Here is a 16,568-nt window from a genome sequence, read left to right on the forward strand (position 1 = left end):
TAACTCCGTTTGGCTACCAGGCCAAGCTCGGCAACCTGGTTTCTATGCAACCGAAACCAGGCAGAGGGCCCCAGATATCCGAAGGCCTTTATTCACTGGGCGAAGTTGGAACCATCAGACAGCAGCGTCACCATGTCCGGGATCGTCGCTTGCGGATCAGCTACCCGCTTGGCTTGCTCGTAGGTGCTGCGAACGCTTTCAGCGTTCTGATGGAAGGCACCCATTTCGCTTGCCATGGTGGTGTAGTAGGTCATGTCTTTGAGCGCGTTGCTGATGTAGAAACGGAAACCGTTTTCATCACCGGTCTCCAGGAACGGACGGAAGCGCTCAAGCACCACGCTGTTACCGCCGCCTTTACCCAGCACCTCCAGCAACACCTCTGAAGAGATCCCTGCATTTTTCGCGCACGCAGCGGCCTCTGCCAAAACGGCCGAGAACCCCAGGGAGACAAAGTTGTGAATCAGCTTGAGCTGGTGACCAGAACCCACATCACCGGCGTACACGACGTTTTCCGTGTAGCTGTTGAGGATCGGCAGAACCTGCTCATAGATCTCATGGCGACCGCCAACGGTCAGGTTCAAACGGCCTTGCGCAGCTTCTTTGGGGGTGCGCGTCATCGGTGCGTCGATAAAGAAGGCGTCGCGCTTCTCAACTTCGACGGCAATGCGTTTGGTCGAAGAGGGAATGGCCGTTGAGCAGTCGATGATGATGGTGCCGGGTTTGATCCCTTCCAGCAGGCCGCCCTCACGGAACAGAACGTCTTCAACCTCTGGAGTGCCGGTGACACAGAGAATGACTACGTCGACTTGGGAAGCCAACGATGAAAGACTTGAAGAAGACGTCGCGCCGGCGGCCAGCAGTGCGTCGAGAGGCTGGTTACCAGGGTGCTCAAACAGCACCATTGAGAAGCCTTGCTTGAGGATATTCGTCGCTATCCCATGGCCCATCAAGCCAATGCCAACCATGCCTATTTTCTTCATTACGAATGCTCTCCAGGAGACAATTTATAATTGTTAAGTCGTCTGTCAGCGTGAGCTGGGAGCCAGGCTCCATCGACACGCTGCACCACTGCACAAGCAGCACTGCTGAAGCGAATTCTAGAGCGTTGAGTTGCAGAGGTGATTAGTAAAATAACAACCGCCCTTCGCCGAATTGGAAATCAGCACACCCGAAAAACCGCTGCCCCCCCAAAAACCCGGTGCCGGGAGGATCAGCCCCTGCACGCAGTGGATTGGGTATGATGCGGGTTACCACTCCCGCATTGCAGCCTGGCGCCGGGACTTACTGATTCGGATCAAGCATGCTCCCAGACCTGGTATCACTGGCTTTATTCCTTCGAACCGTCGACAGCGGCAGCCTGTCCAAGGCCGCCGAGCAGTCGCACATCGCACTTTCCGCCGCCAGCCGACGCATCGCCCTGCTTGAAAGCGGCTTTGACGTGAAGCTCCTGACTCGCGGCCAAAGAGGGGTTTCACCCACCCCCGCGGGCATTGCACTGGCTGCGCACGCACGCCGCCTGCTGAGCGAGGCGGAACACCTGAAAACCAACCTCTCGGATTACGCCAAAGGGGTTAAGGGCATGGTTCGCCTGTACGCGAACACGTCCGCCCTGACTCAGTATTTGCCCCACGAGATTGCGCTGTTCGCCAAATCGTTCCCCAATATCCGGGTCGACATCACGGAGCGTTTGAGCTCTGAAATCATTCAGTCGGTCGCCGAGGGTTATGCGGATGTGGGCGTGGTGTTTACGGGTGACAACTGCCGGCCCGAGATGAAGTTCTACCCTTACAAGGTGGACTGCCTGGTGGCGGTGATGCCCGTCAACGCGATGCTGGGGCTCAGGTGCCTGAAGCTGTCGGACTTGCTCGACCATGACCTGGTCGTTCTGGAAAGCAACACAGCAATGCTGCGGCTGCTGGAAAGTGCGGCGGAAGCCGAAGGCAAGACCCTGCGGTTGCGGGTTCAGGTAAAAAGTTTCGAGGCCATCTGCAAGATGATCGAGGCGGGGCTCGGTGTGGGGGTACTGCCAAAAATCGCCGCTGAGGCGTTTGCACAAACGATGGGGCTGAGGCTGGTGCCGCTCGCGGATGCGTGGGCGATCCGGCAGATGTTTGTGTGTACGCGAGACGAACCGCTGTCCATCTCGGCACAAAAACTCGTCGAGCATCTGCTGGCAGATGCGCAACGCTCTGAACTGCTGACAGAGCGTAAACCGCTGTGAGGCCGAAATACGGCGAAGGCGTCAACGCGGTAAACCGCTCTATCTGACGCCTTCGCAGCCCCTCTGAAGCGTGATCGCTTCGTGGGTTAGACCTTCACCGGTTACTTGTTGACCATTTGGGCCGGGAACTTGGTGAGGACCAACACGCACGCCAGCAGCATACAACCGGCCAGCACATACATGCCCATATCGGTGCTCTGGGTCGCGTCCTTCACAAAGCCGACCATGTAAGGGCTCACAAACCCGGCCAGGTTACCCACAGAGTTGATGAAGGCAATCCCGCCGGCGGCAGCGACACCACCCAGTACAGCGGTCGGGCAGCTCCAGAACAGCGGCAGTGCGGAAATGATGCCCAGCGTCGCCAATGATAACGAGGCAATCGCCAGTACCGGGTTGGCACTGAAAATGACGCTCAACACCAAACCACTCGCCCCCAGAAAGCAGGGCACTGCAATGTGCCAGCGACGTTCTCTGCGCGCATCGGCACTGCGGCCGATCAACACCATGCCGATGGCGGCAACGAGGTATGGAATGGCATAGATCAGCCCGACGTTCAGGGAGTTACCCACACCCATGCCTTTGATGATGGTCGGTAGCCAGAAACTGACCCCGTAAAGCCCCATGATCAGGCAGAAATACACCAGACACAGCAGCCAGACTTGCGGGTTGCTGAACGCTGAAAGCGCGGAACCGTGGCTTTTGTCGGCGTTGTCTTTTTCGATGTTGGCCCTGAGTACTTTCTTCTCGTCGTCCTGAAGCCACTTCGCATCTTCGATGCGGTCATCCAGGTAAGACAGCACAACAAAACCGACCAGCACGGAAGGGATACCTTCCAGCAGGAACAGCCACTGCCAGCCCGCCAAGCCGTACTTACCGGCCATGCTTTCGAGAATCAGACCGGAAAGCGGCCCGCCCAATACACCGGCAATCGGGATACCGGTCATGAACAGAGCGGTCATTTGCCCCCGGCGTTCGGACGGGAACCAAAAAGTGAGGTAAAGGATGATGCCCGGGAAAAAGCCGGCTTCGGCAACACCCAGGAAAAACCGCAGCACATAAAACATGGTCGGGCTGGAAACGAACATCGTGCAGGTCGAAATGATGCCCCACGTGATCATGATCCGGGCAATCCAGCGACGCGCACCGACCCTGTGCAAGATCAAGTTACTGGGCACTTCAAAGAAGAAGTAACCGATAAAGAAGATCCCCGCACCCAGGCCGTAAACGGTCTCACTGAACTGCAGGTCACTCATCATTTGCAGTTTGGCAAAACCGACGTTAACGCGGTCCAGATAAGACAGGATATAGCAGAGAAACAGCAGTGGGATAATGCGCCAGACAACCTTTTTATAGGCTCTCGCCTCGACCCCGATGTCAGCACCAGCAGTCGCAATTTTATTATGGCCGGTTGTGTTCATAACGGTACTCTCAGAATTACTGCACTATTATTTTTTTAGCGGCATTCTTTTTTAAAATCGTTGCAGTACACCAGAAGCGCCTTACGTTCAAAGGCACACCCACCGTACTTTTCATTGCTTATATTTAAACGATTCTAGGTAACCGGCAGGGCGTCACGATAACGCCCTGCCCAGAAGCTCTTGACGTGTTATTCGCCAGCAGGCCAGATAAAACGTTCTTCTGTCACCATGACGCCGCTGAGCTTGTCTACGAAGTTAGGGATATCTGCCAACAGCTCAACCCCTTCTGGGCCGGAAAAGGCCGCATCGTGATCTTCTTTGCTGTCAAACCACAGCTCGGAAAAGCCGTCGTAGGGCACATCTGGGTTGGCTTCACGGTCAATGATATTGATGGCGTAGCGCTTCAGGCCCGGGATCTTCTGGCACAGCACCGCGTGAGTACCACGCCAGTGCGCCGCGAACTGTTCAGGGGTCAGGTCTTTGCGCTTTTGCAGAAAGCCAATACGCTTTGCGAAGGTCTTGGACATGCAATCTCCGAATTCTTGTTGGTGTGTAATCGTGACTAGCTGAGCACGAGTATATGGCCGTTCCCTACGTCGCAAGTTACCAAGATCTCAACCACCCTTCTCATTTTTGGAAGGCAGGCCCGCCGTGATCCAGCAGGCCCGGCCCGCCTTCAGGCGAGCGCAACCGCTCTATCTTCAGGCACAGGGGTTCAGGTCGCCCGTCGGGGGCACGGCAAATCGAGATGCAGAAGGCCTGCGCGCTATTGAGGCTGGAAGATGGCCTGCAACGCGGCCGCTGCAAGGTGCAGGGCGGGAGGCGCGTTACGTGAGGGGATGCAAGGAGCACGCGCCCACGTCAGCAGGCGCGTGAGGTGACGTGTTAACGGAAAACCAGCCCACCATCAATCAAGGGGGCCTGGCCGGTCATGTAGTCGGCGTCCGGGCTGGCGAGGTAGGCGACAAACGCGGCAACGTCCTCAGGGGTTTCGGCACGACCCAAGGCAATGCCATTGACGAATTTCTCGTAGGTCGCACCAATCGGGGCTCCAGTGATTTCAGACATGCGTTTGTCGATGTCGACCCACATATCGGTGCCCACCACGCCCGGGCAATACGCGTTGACGGTGATACCGTCCACTGCCAGCTCTTTGGCGGCTGCCTGCGTCAGGGCGCGTACGGCAAACTTGGTGGAAGAGTAAACGCCCAGCAAGGCATAGCCTTCGTGGCCAGCAATGGAGCTGGCGTTGATGATTTTGCCTTTGCGCTTGAGTTCCTTGAACTTGGCCGCTGCCGCCTGAATGCCCCAGAGGGTGCCCTGAACGTTGATCCGGTAAATGCGCTCGACTTCTTCCTGCGTCACGTCCAACAACGGCTTGACCTGAGAGATGCCCGCGTTGTTGACCATGATGTCGAGGCCGCCCAGCGTGGCATGGGCATGCTCAACCGCCGCAAACACTTCATCGCGCTCGCTGACGTCGGCCAGGCAGGTGGTGGCTTTACGCCCCAGTGCTTGAATGTCCTTGGCGACTTGAGTGAGTTTGTCCAGGCTCAGGTCGACCAGCACAATGTCGGCACCTTCCTTGGCCAGCCGCAGCGCAATGCCGCGACCAATGCCCTGTGCTGCGCCGGTGACCAATGCAACTTTTCCAGAGAGTTTCATTCGTTGGTTTCCTTTCAACAGTGGGTCTGTGTCCAGCAGGCCTTAACCATAGACCAATCATCGCCACACCTATTGATGCAGAGCACGCCCGCCTGCGGCCAGCACCGCTTCGTGCATGGCCTCACTCAGGGTGGGATGGGCGAATATGACCTGGCTTAATTCCGCGTCCGTGGCTTCAAGGCACTGGGCAATGCCGAACCCCTGGATCTGTTCGGTCACGTGCGGCCCCACCATGTGCGCCCCCAGCAACTCGCCGGTGTCAGCGTCGAAGATGGTTTTTACAAAACCGGTGCTGTCGCCCATGGCCAGCGCTTTGCCGTTGGCCTGATAGTCGAAACGCCCCACGCGGATGTTAAGGCCGCGCGCCTTGGCGGCTGTTTCAGTCAACCCCAGGCTGGCGACTTCCGGCCGAGCATAGGTGCAACCCGGGATGCGGCTTTTATCCAGTGGATGAACGCCGTCTACACCGGCCAGTTTTTCCACACACAACACACCCTCGTGGCTGGCCTTGTGCGCCAGGCACGGTGCCCCCGCGACATCGCCGATGGCATATAACCCGACGACCGAGGTGCGGCACCAGGCATCGGTCTTGATAAAGCCGTTTTCAAACTCGACGCCCAGGGTTTCAAGGCCCATGTCCTGCGTATTGGGTTCGATCCCGGCGGCCAGCAGCACCTGTGAGACGTGCACGGTTTGCTCGCCGCCCTCCTTGAGGGTGACCCGACAGCGTAACGCTCCCACTTCACCCTCGACGGCGCTGACCCGGGCCTGGGTGAGGACGCGAATCCCGCGCTGCTCGAATTCGCGCTGCACCAGGCTCGCGACTTCATGGTCTTCGACCGGCATGATCTGCCTGGCCACTTCCACCAGCGTGACCTCGCTGCCCAGATCGCGGTACAGGCTGGCAAACTCGACGCCGATGGCCCCCGAGCCGATCACCAATAACGACGCCGGCACGCTTTTGGGCACCAACGCATCGAAGTAACTCCACACCTTCTGCCCATCGGCAGCCAGGCCGGGCAGCGAGCGGGGCCGCGCGCCCGTGGCCACAATAATGTGCCGCGCCTGGAGCACCTGCTCGCCTTGCCCGGTGCTCACGCTCACCACGCCTTTGGCGCTGACACGGCCGCGCCCATCGATCACCCGCACGCCATTTTTTTTCAACAGCCAGGCAATGCCGGACGTCAGGCGTTGCGACACGCCACGGCTGTGCGCCACCAGTTGGGCGATGTCGAACTGCACATTCTCAGCGCTGAAGCCGAACGTGTTGAGGTGCTTGAGCGTGTGCCCCACTTCAGCGCCTTTAAGCATCGCTTTGGTGGGGATACAGCCCCAGTTCAGGCAAATCCCGCCCAGGTGCTGCTGCTCCACCAGCGCCGTGGTCAGCCCCAGTTGTGCCGCGCGAATGGCCGCGACATAACCGCCGGGGCCGCCGCCAATGACGACCACATCAATTTTATCGGTCATGGTAGCTCCTAGAGCATCATCAGGCTGGGGGTCTGTACCAGGCGCTTGAGTTCCTTGAGGAACGCCGCCCCGAGCGCGCCGTCGATCACCCGGTGATCACACGACAACGTGACGGTCATTTGCGTGCGCACCGCCACTTGCCCGTTGTGCGCCACGGCCCTGGGCTCGCCGGCACCGATGGCCAGAATCGCGCCTTGGGGCGGGTTGATGATGGCGTCAAATTGGCTGACGCCGAGCATGCCCAGGTTGGACATGCTGAAACTGCCCCCCTGAAACTCTTCAGGCTTGAGCGTGCCGGCCTTGGCGCGGGTCACCAGGCTGAGCATTTCTGCCGAGATCTGCGCCAGCGATTTGCGATTGGCCTGACGCACGATCGGCGTAATCAAACCACCGGGCAGTGCGACCGCGACGCTGATGTCGGCATCGCTGAAACGCAGCACCGCCTGGCGCGCTTCATCGAACTGCACGTTAACGTCGGGCACTTTGACCAGCGCCAGCGCGCAGGCCTTGATCAGCAAATCGTTGACGGAGAGCTTGATCGCCGGGGCCGACGCATTGATCTCGCTGCGCAAAGTCAGCAGCGCTTCCAGATCCAGCTCGGCTTGCAGGCGAAAATGCGGGGCGGTGCGCTTGGACGCTTGCAACCGCGCCGCAATCGCCTTGCGCATGCCGCTCATCGGTAACACTTCAACAGCGTCCGGTTCAGGGATGGCTTGGTCCGTGGGTGCCAGCACCGGGTTTTGAGCCGCACTGACTTCCAGTACGTCGGCCTTGCACACGCGCCCACGGCTGCCCGTTACGCGACAGTCATTCAGATTGACGCCCCGCTCGGCGGCCAACCGCCGGGCCAACGGGGTCGCCAGCACTTGGCTGTCATCGGCTCGCGAACGCACCGGGCCCGCGGCCTTGAGTGCGGGGGCGAATACGGCAACCTTGCCGCCACCCTCACGTACCGCGCGCTCAATGTCCGCCACGCTGATGCGCGCTTGCGGCCCCGTGCCAGTGATGCGGCTCAGGTCAATGCCCTGTTCATTGGCCAAGCGCGCGGCATGCGGTGTGGCAAACACCGATTCAGGGCAGCTCCCCAGCAATGCCTGAGGCACCGTCCAGCCTTGAGCTGCCTGCGCGTTCGGGGCAGGCGCAGGGCCAGGCACTGTGACACTCACCTCGGGAACCACAGGTGCAACGGGGGCCGCCGTGACCAGGTCAGGCACCGGCGCAGCCGTCGCCGGAGCCCGTTGGGCCAAAAACGCATCAATGTCTGCGTCACTGACCGACGCCTCGGCCACCACGCCCAACACGCCGCCCACCGGCAGGGTTTGACCCGCAACGGCTACTTTGCGGCGCAACACGCCCTCAAAGGGTGCCTCCATCACATTGGAAATCTTGCTGGTTTCGATATCACAGATTTCCTGATGCAACGTGAAACGATCGCCTTCCTCGATCAACCAGCGATTGAGGGTGCCCTCTTCCATCGACAGGCCCCACTTGGGTACCTCGATAATCTTGATTGCACTCATGCTCAGGCCTCCATCACTTTGCGCACGGCCGCTTCAATGCGGTCGACGCTGGGGATCCAGGCCTGTTCAAGCACCGGCGAGAAAGGGACCGGCGTATGCGGCGGCGTGACCATGATGATCGGGGCCTTGAGCTGATAAAACGCTTGGGTGGCGATCAGCGCCGCCAGGTCATGGGCAAAGCCCAGGCGCGCGGCAGACTCGTCAACGATCACCACACGGCCGGTGGATTTCACCGACTCCAGAATGCCGTCTTCATCCAGTGGCGACACGGTGCGCGGGTCGACCACCTCGACCGAGATGCCTTCACCCTTGAGTTTGTCAGCCACTTGGTTGGCTTTGTGCACCATCGCCGCCAAAGCGATGATGGTGACATCGGTGCCTTCGCGGGTGTAATTGGCCACACCAAACGGGATGGTATAGGGCTCTTCGGGCACTTCGCCCTTGATGTCATAGAGGGCTTTGTGTTCACAGAACACCACCGGGTCATCATCGCGGATGGCTTGAATCAGCAAGCCTTTCACGTCGTAGGGCGTCGATGGCACCACGACTTTGAGGCCAGGGGTGGTGGCAAAAATATGGTACGGCGACTGGGAATGCTGAGCGGCTGCCGAGAAACCGGCACCGATCATACCGCGCACCACCATCGGGGCCTTGGCCTTGCCGCCGAACATGTAGCGGAACTTGGCCGCCTGGTTGTAGAGCATGTCGTGGCACACGCCGAAAAAGTCCATGAACATCAGCTCGGCCACCGGCCGCAAGCCGGTCATGGCCGCTCCCGCCGCCATGCCGATAATCGCCGACTCGGTGATGGGCGTATCTATCACCCGGGCCGAGCCAAACTCAGTCCACAGGCCCTTGGTCACGCCCAGCACACCGCCAAACGCCTCACCTTTGCTACCGACTTCGGCCGTGCCGGCCTGCCCGCCACACACGTCTTCGCCGATCAGCACCACCCGATCGTCGAGTGCCATTTCCTGAGCCAGGGCTTCTTTGACCGCTTCACGATAAGTACGAATTGCCATGGTTTAAATCCTCAGTAAGACACGTAAACGTCGGTCAGCAGGCTGTCTACTGACGGGAACTCTGCCGCCCGGGCCTTGGCCACGGCGTCATCGACCAAGGCCTGCACCTCGGCGTCGATGGCCGCCAGCTCTTGGGCAGAGATCTGACCGGCAACGTGTTGACTGAAGATTTTCAGCGGGTCGCTGTCTTGACGCAGGCGCTCAACCTCGCCGTCGGCGCGATACAGCATCGGGTCGCCTTCAAAGTGGCCGTACCAGCGGTGGGCGACAGCTTCAATCGCCGTAGGGCCTTCACCGGCGCGTGCGCGCGCCACCGCGACGGCAACGGCTTCATGCACGGCAAAAAAATCGGTCCCGTCGACCTTCACGGCCGGCATGCCAAAACCCGCCGCACGCTGGGTGATATTGCGCCCACCCACCGCATAGTCATGGCCTGTGGCTTCGCCGAAGCCATTGTTTTCAAAAATAAATATGACCGGTAATTGCAAAACCACAGCCATGTTCATGGCTTCGAAAACCAGTCCCTGGTTCGAACCGCCATCTCCGGTGAACGACACTGCGACACCGCGATTGCCCAGGGTTTTAGCGGTCAACGCGGCCCCGATCGCCAACGGCGGGGCTCCGCCGACAATGGCATTGGCTCCAAGCATGCCTTTGCTCAGATCAGCAATGTGCATGGAGCCGCCCTTGCCGCGGCACAATCCGGAATCCTTGCCAAAAATTTCCGCCATCATCCCGTGAATGTCGCAACCCTTCGCAATGCAGTGGCCATGACCCCGGTGCGTAGAGCCGATATAGTCGGTGTCTTCAAGGTGCTCGCAGACCCCGACGGCGATGGCTTCTTCACCGCAGTAAAGGTGAATAAAACCCGGTATATCACCGGAGGTATTTTCCTGGTGGAGGCGCTCTTCAAACACACGGATCTCGCGCATTTTTCGATAGGCCTTAAGCAGCGCTGGCTTGCTAAGCGACATGGGTTCGCCCTCTTGTCTTGGCTTTTTTATTGGATGTATCGCGTGCCCGAAGGCCCACGACGATGGCGTTGGCTTACGGTAAGAGCCTGAAGTCGCGGCCATAACTACCCGGATGGGGGGGCGCGATCCTATGCATGGGGGGCTACTCTTCAGCCCCTGGGACGGCGGCGCCAAGCGCTAGAGGGAGACATGACAACAATGACCCACACCCCGCGCTCCAAGCCTGCCCCTCGCCTGGGCACCTTGGGTCTTGACCACGGTTTGCCGCTGATTACAACCAAGCTGGTCCCACCGCGATCGTCGGGCACCGTGCTGGTACGCTCGCGGTTACTGGAGCACGTCAGCCTGCTGAACGCGCACGCCATGACACTCGTCTGCGGCCCGGCGGGTTTTGGCAAAACCACCCTGCTAAGCCAATGGCGCGAGTGCTTGCTGGAACAAGGTCAAAGCGTGGCCTGGCTCAGTCTCGACGAACAGGACGATACCCCCCAAACCTTTCGCCGCTATTTACTGAGCGCCCTGGGCCAGGCCAGCGGCATTGCTCTGCCCTACAACGATGCACTCATTGAGTGCATCTCGCTGGCCGATAGCCAATTTGTCCGTGAGTTGATCAACCGCCTGCAAGACCAGCCGCACCCGCTGCACCTGGTGCTGGACGATCTGCACCTGATTCACCACCCAAGCATCCTTGACGACCTTGAACAGTTGCTCCAGCACGCCCCTCAGGGTTTTCATCTGCTGGTCGGTAGCCGCAGCGTTCCCCCCTTGCCCCTGAGTCGCCTGCAGGCGCGCAATCAACTGCTGGAAATCGACACGAACGCCCTACGCTTCAATATCGAAGAGACCCAGGTCTATCTGGCCAGCACCGCCGCCGAGCGCTTCCCACCGGCCGACTTGCAGCGCGTGCACAGCCTGACGGAAGGCTGGATCACCGGTATCCAGATGGCCGCGCTGGCTCCCAGCGACCCTTTGCGCAACTTGAATCGCCTGCGCTTGGGTAACCGTCACATCGGGCGCTACTTGTACGACGTGGTCTTGGCACCGCTGTCCATACCGTTGCAGGACTTCCTGCTGAAAACGTCGATCCTCGGCCGCCTCACCCCCTCCCTGTGCAATGCCGTCGCAGGCTGCGAAGACGCGCACCACAAACTGGCCGAGATTGAGCGGCATAATCTGTTTCTGTTCTCACTGGACGACCAGGGGCATTGGTTTCGCTACCACACCCTGTTTGTCGAAACCCTTAATGAACGCCTGCTGAACAGCGATATTGACGTTATTCAATTACACCAGCGGGCCAGCAACTGGCTCGCCCACCATCAATATTGGGCTGAAGCAATACGCCACGCGGTGGCAGCGGGGCAACTCGGCAGCCGTAACGATTGTGCCCACCTGGGCGCGCAATCGCTGGCCGAAGAGGGCGATGTCGACACCCTCGTGCGCTGGTTGCAACAAGTGCCTGAAACGACCCGTACCCCCCTGGATGAACAGAGGATCGACTTGCAACTCAACCTGGCCTGGGCGCTGGGCCATCGTTTTCACTTTGCCGCTTCGCTAAGCTTGCTCGACAACCTTCACCCGGCGCTAGCCTTACAGCCGGCAGGTACCCGGCTCAACATCAAATACCAGGTCATCCGCGCCATCACCGACGCTTTCGCCGAGCATATACCGCTGAGCCTTGAGCGCGTCACCCCCTTGCTGGCGCATGTCCCCTGCGGTGACACCTGGGTCGACGGGTTGATCTGCAACATCCTCAGCTACGATCACATGACGCAAGGTCACTACGCCAAAGCACAAGCTGTTCAGCGCCATATGCCCTGCCCCACCACGCCCTCCCACAACCTGTTTGTGAACGTGTACCGCGCCTTCGTATTAGGGTTGAGCCACTTGCGCCAAGCGGACCTTCAGAACGCCGAGCAGTATTATCGCCAGGCATTGGCACCGACCGAACACCTGACCGGGCCGCACTCCAGCGGCAGTGCAACGCTGGCCGCATTACTGAGCGAGGTGCTCTACGAGCGCGGCGAATGGCAGCCCTTGCAAACGCTGCTCGCCGAAAGACTGGGGCAGATCGACGCCTTCGCGCCCTTGGACGCATTGCTCGGGGCCTATACCAGCCTGGCGCGTCGCGCCGTGCTGATGAATCAGCCAACGCAAGCCCGTCACCTGCTCGAACATGCGCAGCAATTGGCCACATTACGCCGCTGGCCACGCCTGCAGGCCTGGCTGCTGGTGGAGGAAATACGCCTTCGCCTGGCCTGTGAACAACTGCCACAGGCGCTGGAGTTGCAAACACAGCTACACGCTCTGGAAACGGACAACGCCCACCCCGAGATTTCCCGCGCACGCGCCGAGGCCCACTGCCATATTCTCTCGGCGCAACAGCACTGGCATGAAGCAGCCACTCGATGGCACAGCATGCTGCAGAACGACGAGCATCAAGGCCAATGGCTGCGCGCAGCCCGCAGCCGCGCCGCTTGGGCATGTTCGTTATGGCCATACGACCCGACAGCCGCACTGAGCGCCTTGCACGCCTTGCTGCCACTGGCCTGCCGCCAAAACCTGTGCCGCACCCTGCTGGATGCAGGCGACGCAATGCCAGCCTTGCTTGAGGCCACCCTGAAAACCGTACGCCCCGACATGGCCGATTATGTGCGCGGACTACTGGCCAACCGTGAGCAGCCCTCTGCCAAGGCCTACCTCGCCCGCAATGAACCCAGCTTGAGTGATCGCGAACACCAGATCCTGCAACTGATTGCCCAAGGCCAGGCCAACAAACAAATCGCTCGCAGCCTGGAGATCTCGGCTGAAACGGTGAAATGGCACCTCAAAAACCTGTTCAACAAACTGCGCGTCACTAGCCGCATGCAAGCGATGGCCCGCGCGCAACAACTCAACTTGTTGAACTGAACCGATTGGGCCGAGCAATGCCCAACGAAGCAGCGTCTTGTCATCGGGCTCTGGCAGGTAATCGCTGTTCAGCGCTCGGTGCCGGTTTTAGACCGAGCCTCTGTGCACAAGGCCTAGTACCTTCGATATTTGCCCCAAAACCCGCTGTCTGCTAGTGTCAGCCGGTTTTAACGCCCACCGAGAGCGTCGCTATGGCCCGCAAAAAAGCTTCCCTGGATTTCGAACAGTCCCTCGCAGACCTGCAAACGCTGGTCGAGCGTCTGGAAAATGGCGAACTGTCACTGGAAGACTCGCTAACTGCCTTTGAACAAGGCATCCGCCTGACCCGTGACTGCCAAGGCGCACTGGCGCAAGCGGAACAGAAAGTCCACATCCTGCTTGAGCGCGATGGGGAACTGGCACAAGAGCCCTTTGATGCGGAACACCTCTCATGATTGACGCTTATCAGGGCAGTAGTCAGGCGCGCGTCAATGCCTCCCTTGAGCGCTTGTTTGTCGCACCGGCACCAGAGCTGGAACGCCTCTATGAAGCGATGCGTTACAGCGTAATGAACGGTGGCAAGCGGGTACGCCCGCTACTGGCCTATGCCGCGTGTGAAGCCTTGGGCGGCGCACCGGAGCAGGCCAACGGTGCAGCGTGTGCCGTGGAACTGATTCACGCCTATTCGCTGGTGCACGACGACTTGCCCGCCATGGACGATGATGACCTGCGACGCGGCCAACCCACGACCCACAAAGCCTTCGACGAAGCCTGTGCCATACTGGCCGGGGACGGCCTGCAAAGCTTGGCATTCAGCGCCCTGCTTGACCCGCAACTCACCCCGTTAAGCGCTGATATCCGTTTGCGCATGGTGACGGGACTGGCGTTGTCCGCGGGCCCGGCAGGTATGGTTGGCGGGCAAGCGATCGACCTCGGCTCAGTGGGCATCAAGCTGGATCAAACCGCATTGGAGTTCATGCACCGCCACAAGACCGGAGCCCTGATCGAAGCCAGCGTGCAACTGGGTGCGCTCGCCAGTGGCCAGGCGTGTGACGACACTTTGCACGCGCTGAACGTTTACGCCCGGGCAATTGGCCTGGCGTTTCAGGTTCAGGACGACATCCTCGACGTGGAAAGCGATACCGCTACCCTGGGCAAACGCCAAGGCGCTGATATCGCACGCGACAAACCGACCTACCCGGCGCTGATGGGCCTGGAAGGGGCGAAAGCCTATGCACTGGAATTATGCGATCAGGCCCTTGTGGCTCTGCAATCTTTTGATACAGCAGCAGAACCCTTGCGTGCATTGGCTTTGTACATCGTGAATAGACGCCACTAAACGCGTGAAAAAACGATTATTCAGACAACTTCTAGTATGTAGGTCTGACTAACGATTACTACACTTCGTGGGCAGCTTCCGTTCCTTAAGGTAAACTGCCGCCTCTTCTTATACCTATAACGATTCGCCTGATGCCAACGACGTTTCATGAGATTCCCCGCAATCGCCCCACCACGCCCCTGCTCGATAGAGCCGGCACGCCTGTGGGCCTGCGCCGGTTAGCCGAAGCCGAACTGGAAACCCTGGCCGATGAGTTGCGCCAGCAATTGCTCTACACCGTTGGCCAGACGGGTGGGCACTTTGGCGCAGGTTTAGGGGTTATTGAACTGACCATCGCCTTGCACTACGTGTTCGACACACCGGATGACCGGCTGGTATGGGATGTGGGGCATCAAGCGTACCCCCATAAAATCCTCACCGGCCGTCGCGAGCAGATGACGACGCTGCGCCAAAAAGACGGTGTTGCAGCGTTTCCGCGTCGCTCCGAAAGTGAGTACGACACGTTTGGCGTGGGCCACTCCAGCACCTCGATCAGCGCTGCGCTGGGCATGGCCATCGCCGCCCGCCTGCAAAACAGCGAGCGCAAGGCCATCGCCGTGATCGGCGACGGTGCGCTGACGGCGGGCATGGCCTTCGAAGCGTTGAACCATGCGCCCGAAGTCGATGCCAACATGCTGGTCATCCTCAATGACAACGACATGTCGATCTCGCGCAATGTCGGCGGGCTGTCCAATTACCTGGCCAAAATTCTCTCCAGCCGCACCTACGCCAGCATGCGTGAAGGCAGCAAGAAAGTGCTGTCGCGCCTGCCCGGCGCGTGGGAAATTGCCCGGCGCACCGAAGAGTATGCCAAGGGCATGCTGGTACCCGGCACGTTGTTTGAGGAGTTGGGCTGGAACTATATCGGCCCGATTGATGGCCACGACCTGCCCACCCTGATTGCGACCTTGCGCAACATGCGCGACCTTAAAGGGCCACAGTTCCTGCACGTCGTGACCAAAAAAGGTAAAGGCTTTGCCCCGGCCGAGGCGGACCCGATTGGTTACCACGCCATCACCAAGCTCGAACCGCTGGACGCCCCCAAAGTCACTCCCCAGGTAGCGAGCGGGCCGAAATACTCGGCAGTGTTTGGCGAGTGGTTGTGCGACATGGCGGCCGCCGATCAGCGCCTGGTGGGGATTACCCCGGCCATGAAAGAAGGCTCCGACCTGATTGCCTTCAGCGAACGTTTTCCACTGCGCTATTTCGACGTGGCCATTGCCGAGCAACACGCCGTGACGTTTGCAGCCGGCATGGCCTGTGAAGGTGCCAAGCCTGTCGTCGCCATTTACTCGACGTTCCTGCAACGCGGTTACGACCAGTTGGTGCATGACGTCGCTGTACAGAACCTGGACGTACTGTTCGCCATTGACCGCGCCGGCCTGGTGGGCGAAGACGGCCCGACCCATGCGGGCAGTTTTGACCTGTCTTACCTGCGCTGCATCCCGGGCATGGTGATCATGACCCCGAGCGATGAAAACGAACTGCGCAAAATGCTCACCACCGGCCACCTGTACAACGGCCCGGCAGCCGTACGCTACCCACGCGGTACAGGCCCGAACGCCGTGATCGAAAAAGACCTCGAACCACTGGAAATCGGCAAAGGCATCGTCCGCCGCCAGGGCTCGAAAGTCGCCCTGCTGGTATTTGGCGTGCAAGTGGCCGAAGCCCTGAAAGTAGCTGAAACACTCGATGCCACCGTGGTTGACATGCGTTTCGTGAAGCCGATGGATGAAGCACTCGTACGCGAAATAGCCAACAGCCATGAGCTGCTGGTGACCGTCGAAGAGAACGCCATCATGGGCGGCGCGGGCGCAGCCGTCAGCGAGTTCCTGGCCCGTGAAAACGTGCTCAAGTCCGTGCTCCACCTGGGCTTGCCGGATGTGTATGTCGAGCACGCCAAGCCGAGCCAGATGCTGGCTGAATGCGGCCTGGATGTCGCAGGTATCGAAGCGTCGGTACGTCAACGCATGCAACTGCTGGGGCTCTGAGCTCAACCTCTGCCAGCAGAGCGGGC

The 16,568-nt window shown here is 59.8% G+C and carries 13 protein-coding genes; 5 read left to right on the top strand and 8 right to left on the bottom strand.

The features are described 5' to 3' along the window. Positions 1-92: 92 nt before the first annotated feature. Positions 93-980: an NAD(P)-dependent oxidoreductase gene (locus Q1W15_RS14340; RefSeq protein WP_300729632.1), complete on the bottom strand. Its 888-nt coding sequence runs from the start codon at positions 978-980 to the stop codon at positions 93-95. A 320-nt stretch (positions 981-1,300) separates the two neighbouring features. Here Q1W15_RS14340 and Q1W15_RS14345 point away from each other — a divergent pair, with 320 nt between their 5' ends. Then, on the top strand, positions 1,301-2,221 hold the full coding sequence (locus tag Q1W15_RS14345; protein WP_300729634.1) for a LysR family transcriptional regulator: 921 nt from the start codon (positions 1,301-1,303) through the stop codon (positions 2,219-2,221). A gap of 101 nt (positions 2,222-2,322) precedes the next feature. Here Q1W15_RS14345 and Q1W15_RS14350 read toward each other — a convergent pair whose 3' ends face one another. From Q1W15_RS14350 to Q1W15_RS14380, 7 genes are all read right to left on the bottom strand, one after another. After that, a complete protein-coding gene (locus Q1W15_RS14350) occupies positions 2,323-3,639 on the bottom strand; it encodes an MFS transporter (RefSeq protein ID WP_300729636.1) in 1,317 nt (438 codons plus the stop codon). A 188-nt stretch (positions 3,640-3,827) separates the two neighbouring features. After that, on the bottom strand, positions 3,828-4,166 hold the full coding sequence (locus Q1W15_RS14355) for an EthD family reductase (protein WP_300729637.1): 339 nt from the start codon (positions 4,164-4,166) through the stop codon (positions 3,828-3,830). A gap of 358 nt (positions 4,167-4,524) precedes the next feature. Next, entirely contained in the window at positions 4,525-5,304 is a 780-nt protein-coding gene (locus Q1W15_RS14360; RefSeq protein ID WP_300729639.1) for an acetoin reductase, read from the bottom strand. Positions 5,305-5,373: 69 nt separating this feature from the next. Further along, entirely contained in the window at positions 5,374-6,771 is a 1,398-nt protein-coding gene (lpdA, locus tag Q1W15_RS14365; protein ID WP_300729641.1) for a dihydrolipoyl dehydrogenase, read from the bottom strand. An 8-nt stretch (positions 6,772-6,779) separates the two neighbouring features. Continuing rightward, entirely contained in the window at positions 6,780-8,291 is a 1,512-nt protein-coding gene (locus tag Q1W15_RS14370) for a 2-oxo acid dehydrogenase subunit E2 (RefSeq protein ID WP_300729643.1), read from the bottom strand. Between the two features lie 2 nt (positions 8,292-8,293). After that, positions 8,294-9,313: an alpha-ketoacid dehydrogenase subunit beta gene (locus Q1W15_RS14375; protein WP_300729645.1), complete on the bottom strand. Its 1,020-nt coding sequence runs from the start codon at positions 9,311-9,313 to the stop codon at positions 8,294-8,296. Positions 9,314-9,324: 11 nt separating this feature from the next. Further along, positions 9,325-10,287 (bottom strand): thiamine pyrophosphate-dependent dehydrogenase E1 component subunit alpha, encoded by a 963-nt coding sequence (locus Q1W15_RS14380; RefSeq protein ID WP_300729647.1) that lies wholly within the window; start codon positions 10,285-10,287, stop codon positions 9,325-9,327. A 189-nt stretch (positions 10,288-10,476) separates the two neighbouring features. Here Q1W15_RS14380 and Q1W15_RS14385 point away from each other — a divergent pair, with 189 nt between their 5' ends. The 4 genes from Q1W15_RS14385 (at position 10,477) to dxs (ending at position 16,542) form a co-directional block, all read left to right on the top strand. Further along, on the top strand, positions 10,477-13,194 hold the full coding sequence (locus tag Q1W15_RS14385; protein WP_300729649.1) for a LuxR C-terminal-related transcriptional regulator: 2,718 nt from the start codon (positions 10,477-10,479) through the stop codon (positions 13,192-13,194). 191 nt (positions 13,195-13,385) lie between these two features. Continuing rightward, complete coding sequence (locus Q1W15_RS14390; protein ID WP_300729651.1) at positions 13,386-13,628, top strand: exodeoxyribonuclease VII small subunit; 243 nt, start codon at positions 13,386-13,388, stop codon at positions 13,626-13,628. Then, positions 13,625-14,512: a (2E,6E)-farnesyl diphosphate synthase gene (gene ispA, locus Q1W15_RS14395; RefSeq protein ID WP_300729654.1), complete on the top strand. Its 888-nt coding sequence runs from the start codon at positions 13,625-13,627 to the stop codon at positions 14,510-14,512. Before Q1W15_RS14390 ends, ispA begins: the two co-directional genes overlap by 4 nt. 131 nt (positions 14,513-14,643) lie before the next feature. Continuing rightward, positions 14,644-16,542 (top strand): 1-deoxy-D-xylulose-5-phosphate synthase, encoded by a 1,899-nt coding sequence (dxs, locus tag Q1W15_RS14400; protein WP_300729656.1) that lies wholly within the window; start codon positions 14,644-14,646, stop codon positions 16,540-16,542. Positions 16,543-16,568 lie beyond the last annotated feature (26 nt).

This window comes from Pseudomonas sp. (assembly GCF_030150285.1).
Lineage (GTDB): Bacteria > Pseudomonadota > Gammaproteobacteria > Pseudomonadales > Pseudomonadaceae > Aquipseudomonas.

Coding starts and splice junctions, on each gene's coding strand:
- Q1W15_RS14345 (WP_300729634.1), top strand. CDS start 1,301: ATGCTCCCAGACCTGGTATCACTGGCTTTATTCCTTCGAACCGTCGAC.
- Q1W15_RS14355 (WP_300729637.1), bottom strand. CDS start 4,166: ATGTCCAAGACCTTCGCAAAGCGTATTGGCTTTCTGCAAAAGCGCAAA.
- Q1W15_RS14340 (WP_300729632.1), bottom strand. CDS start 980: ATGAAGAAAATAGGCATGGTTGGCATTGGCTTGATGGGCCATGGGATA.
- dxs (WP_300729656.1), top strand. CDS start 14,644: ATGCCAACGACGTTTCATGAGATTCCCCGCAATCGCCCCACCACGCCC.
- Q1W15_RS14350 (WP_300729636.1), bottom strand. CDS start 3,639: ATGAACACAACCGGCCATAATAAAATTGCGACTGCTGGTGCTGACATC.
- Q1W15_RS14370 (WP_300729643.1), bottom strand. CDS start 8,291: ATGAGTGCAATCAAGATTATCGAGGTACCCAAGTGGGGCCTGTCGATG.
- Q1W15_RS14385 (WP_300729649.1), top strand. CDS start 10,477: ATGACAACAATGACCCACACCCCGCGCTCCAAGCCTGCCCCTCGCCTG.
- Q1W15_RS14380 (WP_300729647.1), bottom strand. CDS start 10,287: ATGTCGCTTAGCAAGCCAGCGCTGCTTAAGGCCTATCGAAAAATGCGC.
- lpdA (WP_300729641.1), bottom strand. CDS start 6,771: ATGACCGATAAAATTGATGTGGTCGTCATTGGCGGCGGCCCCGGCGGT.
- ispA (WP_300729654.1), top strand. CDS start 13,625: ATGATTGACGCTTATCAGGGCAGTAGTCAGGCGCGCGTCAATGCCTCC.
- Q1W15_RS14375 (WP_300729645.1), bottom strand. CDS start 9,313: ATGGCAATTCGTACTTATCGTGAAGCGGTCAAAGAAGCCCTGGCTCAG.
- Q1W15_RS14360 (WP_300729639.1), bottom strand. CDS start 5,304: ATGAAACTCTCTGGAAAAGTTGCATTGGTCACCGGCGCAGCACAGGGC.
- Q1W15_RS14390 (WP_300729651.1), top strand. CDS start 13,386: ATGGCCCGCAAAAAAGCTTCCCTGGATTTCGAACAGTCCCTCGCAGAC.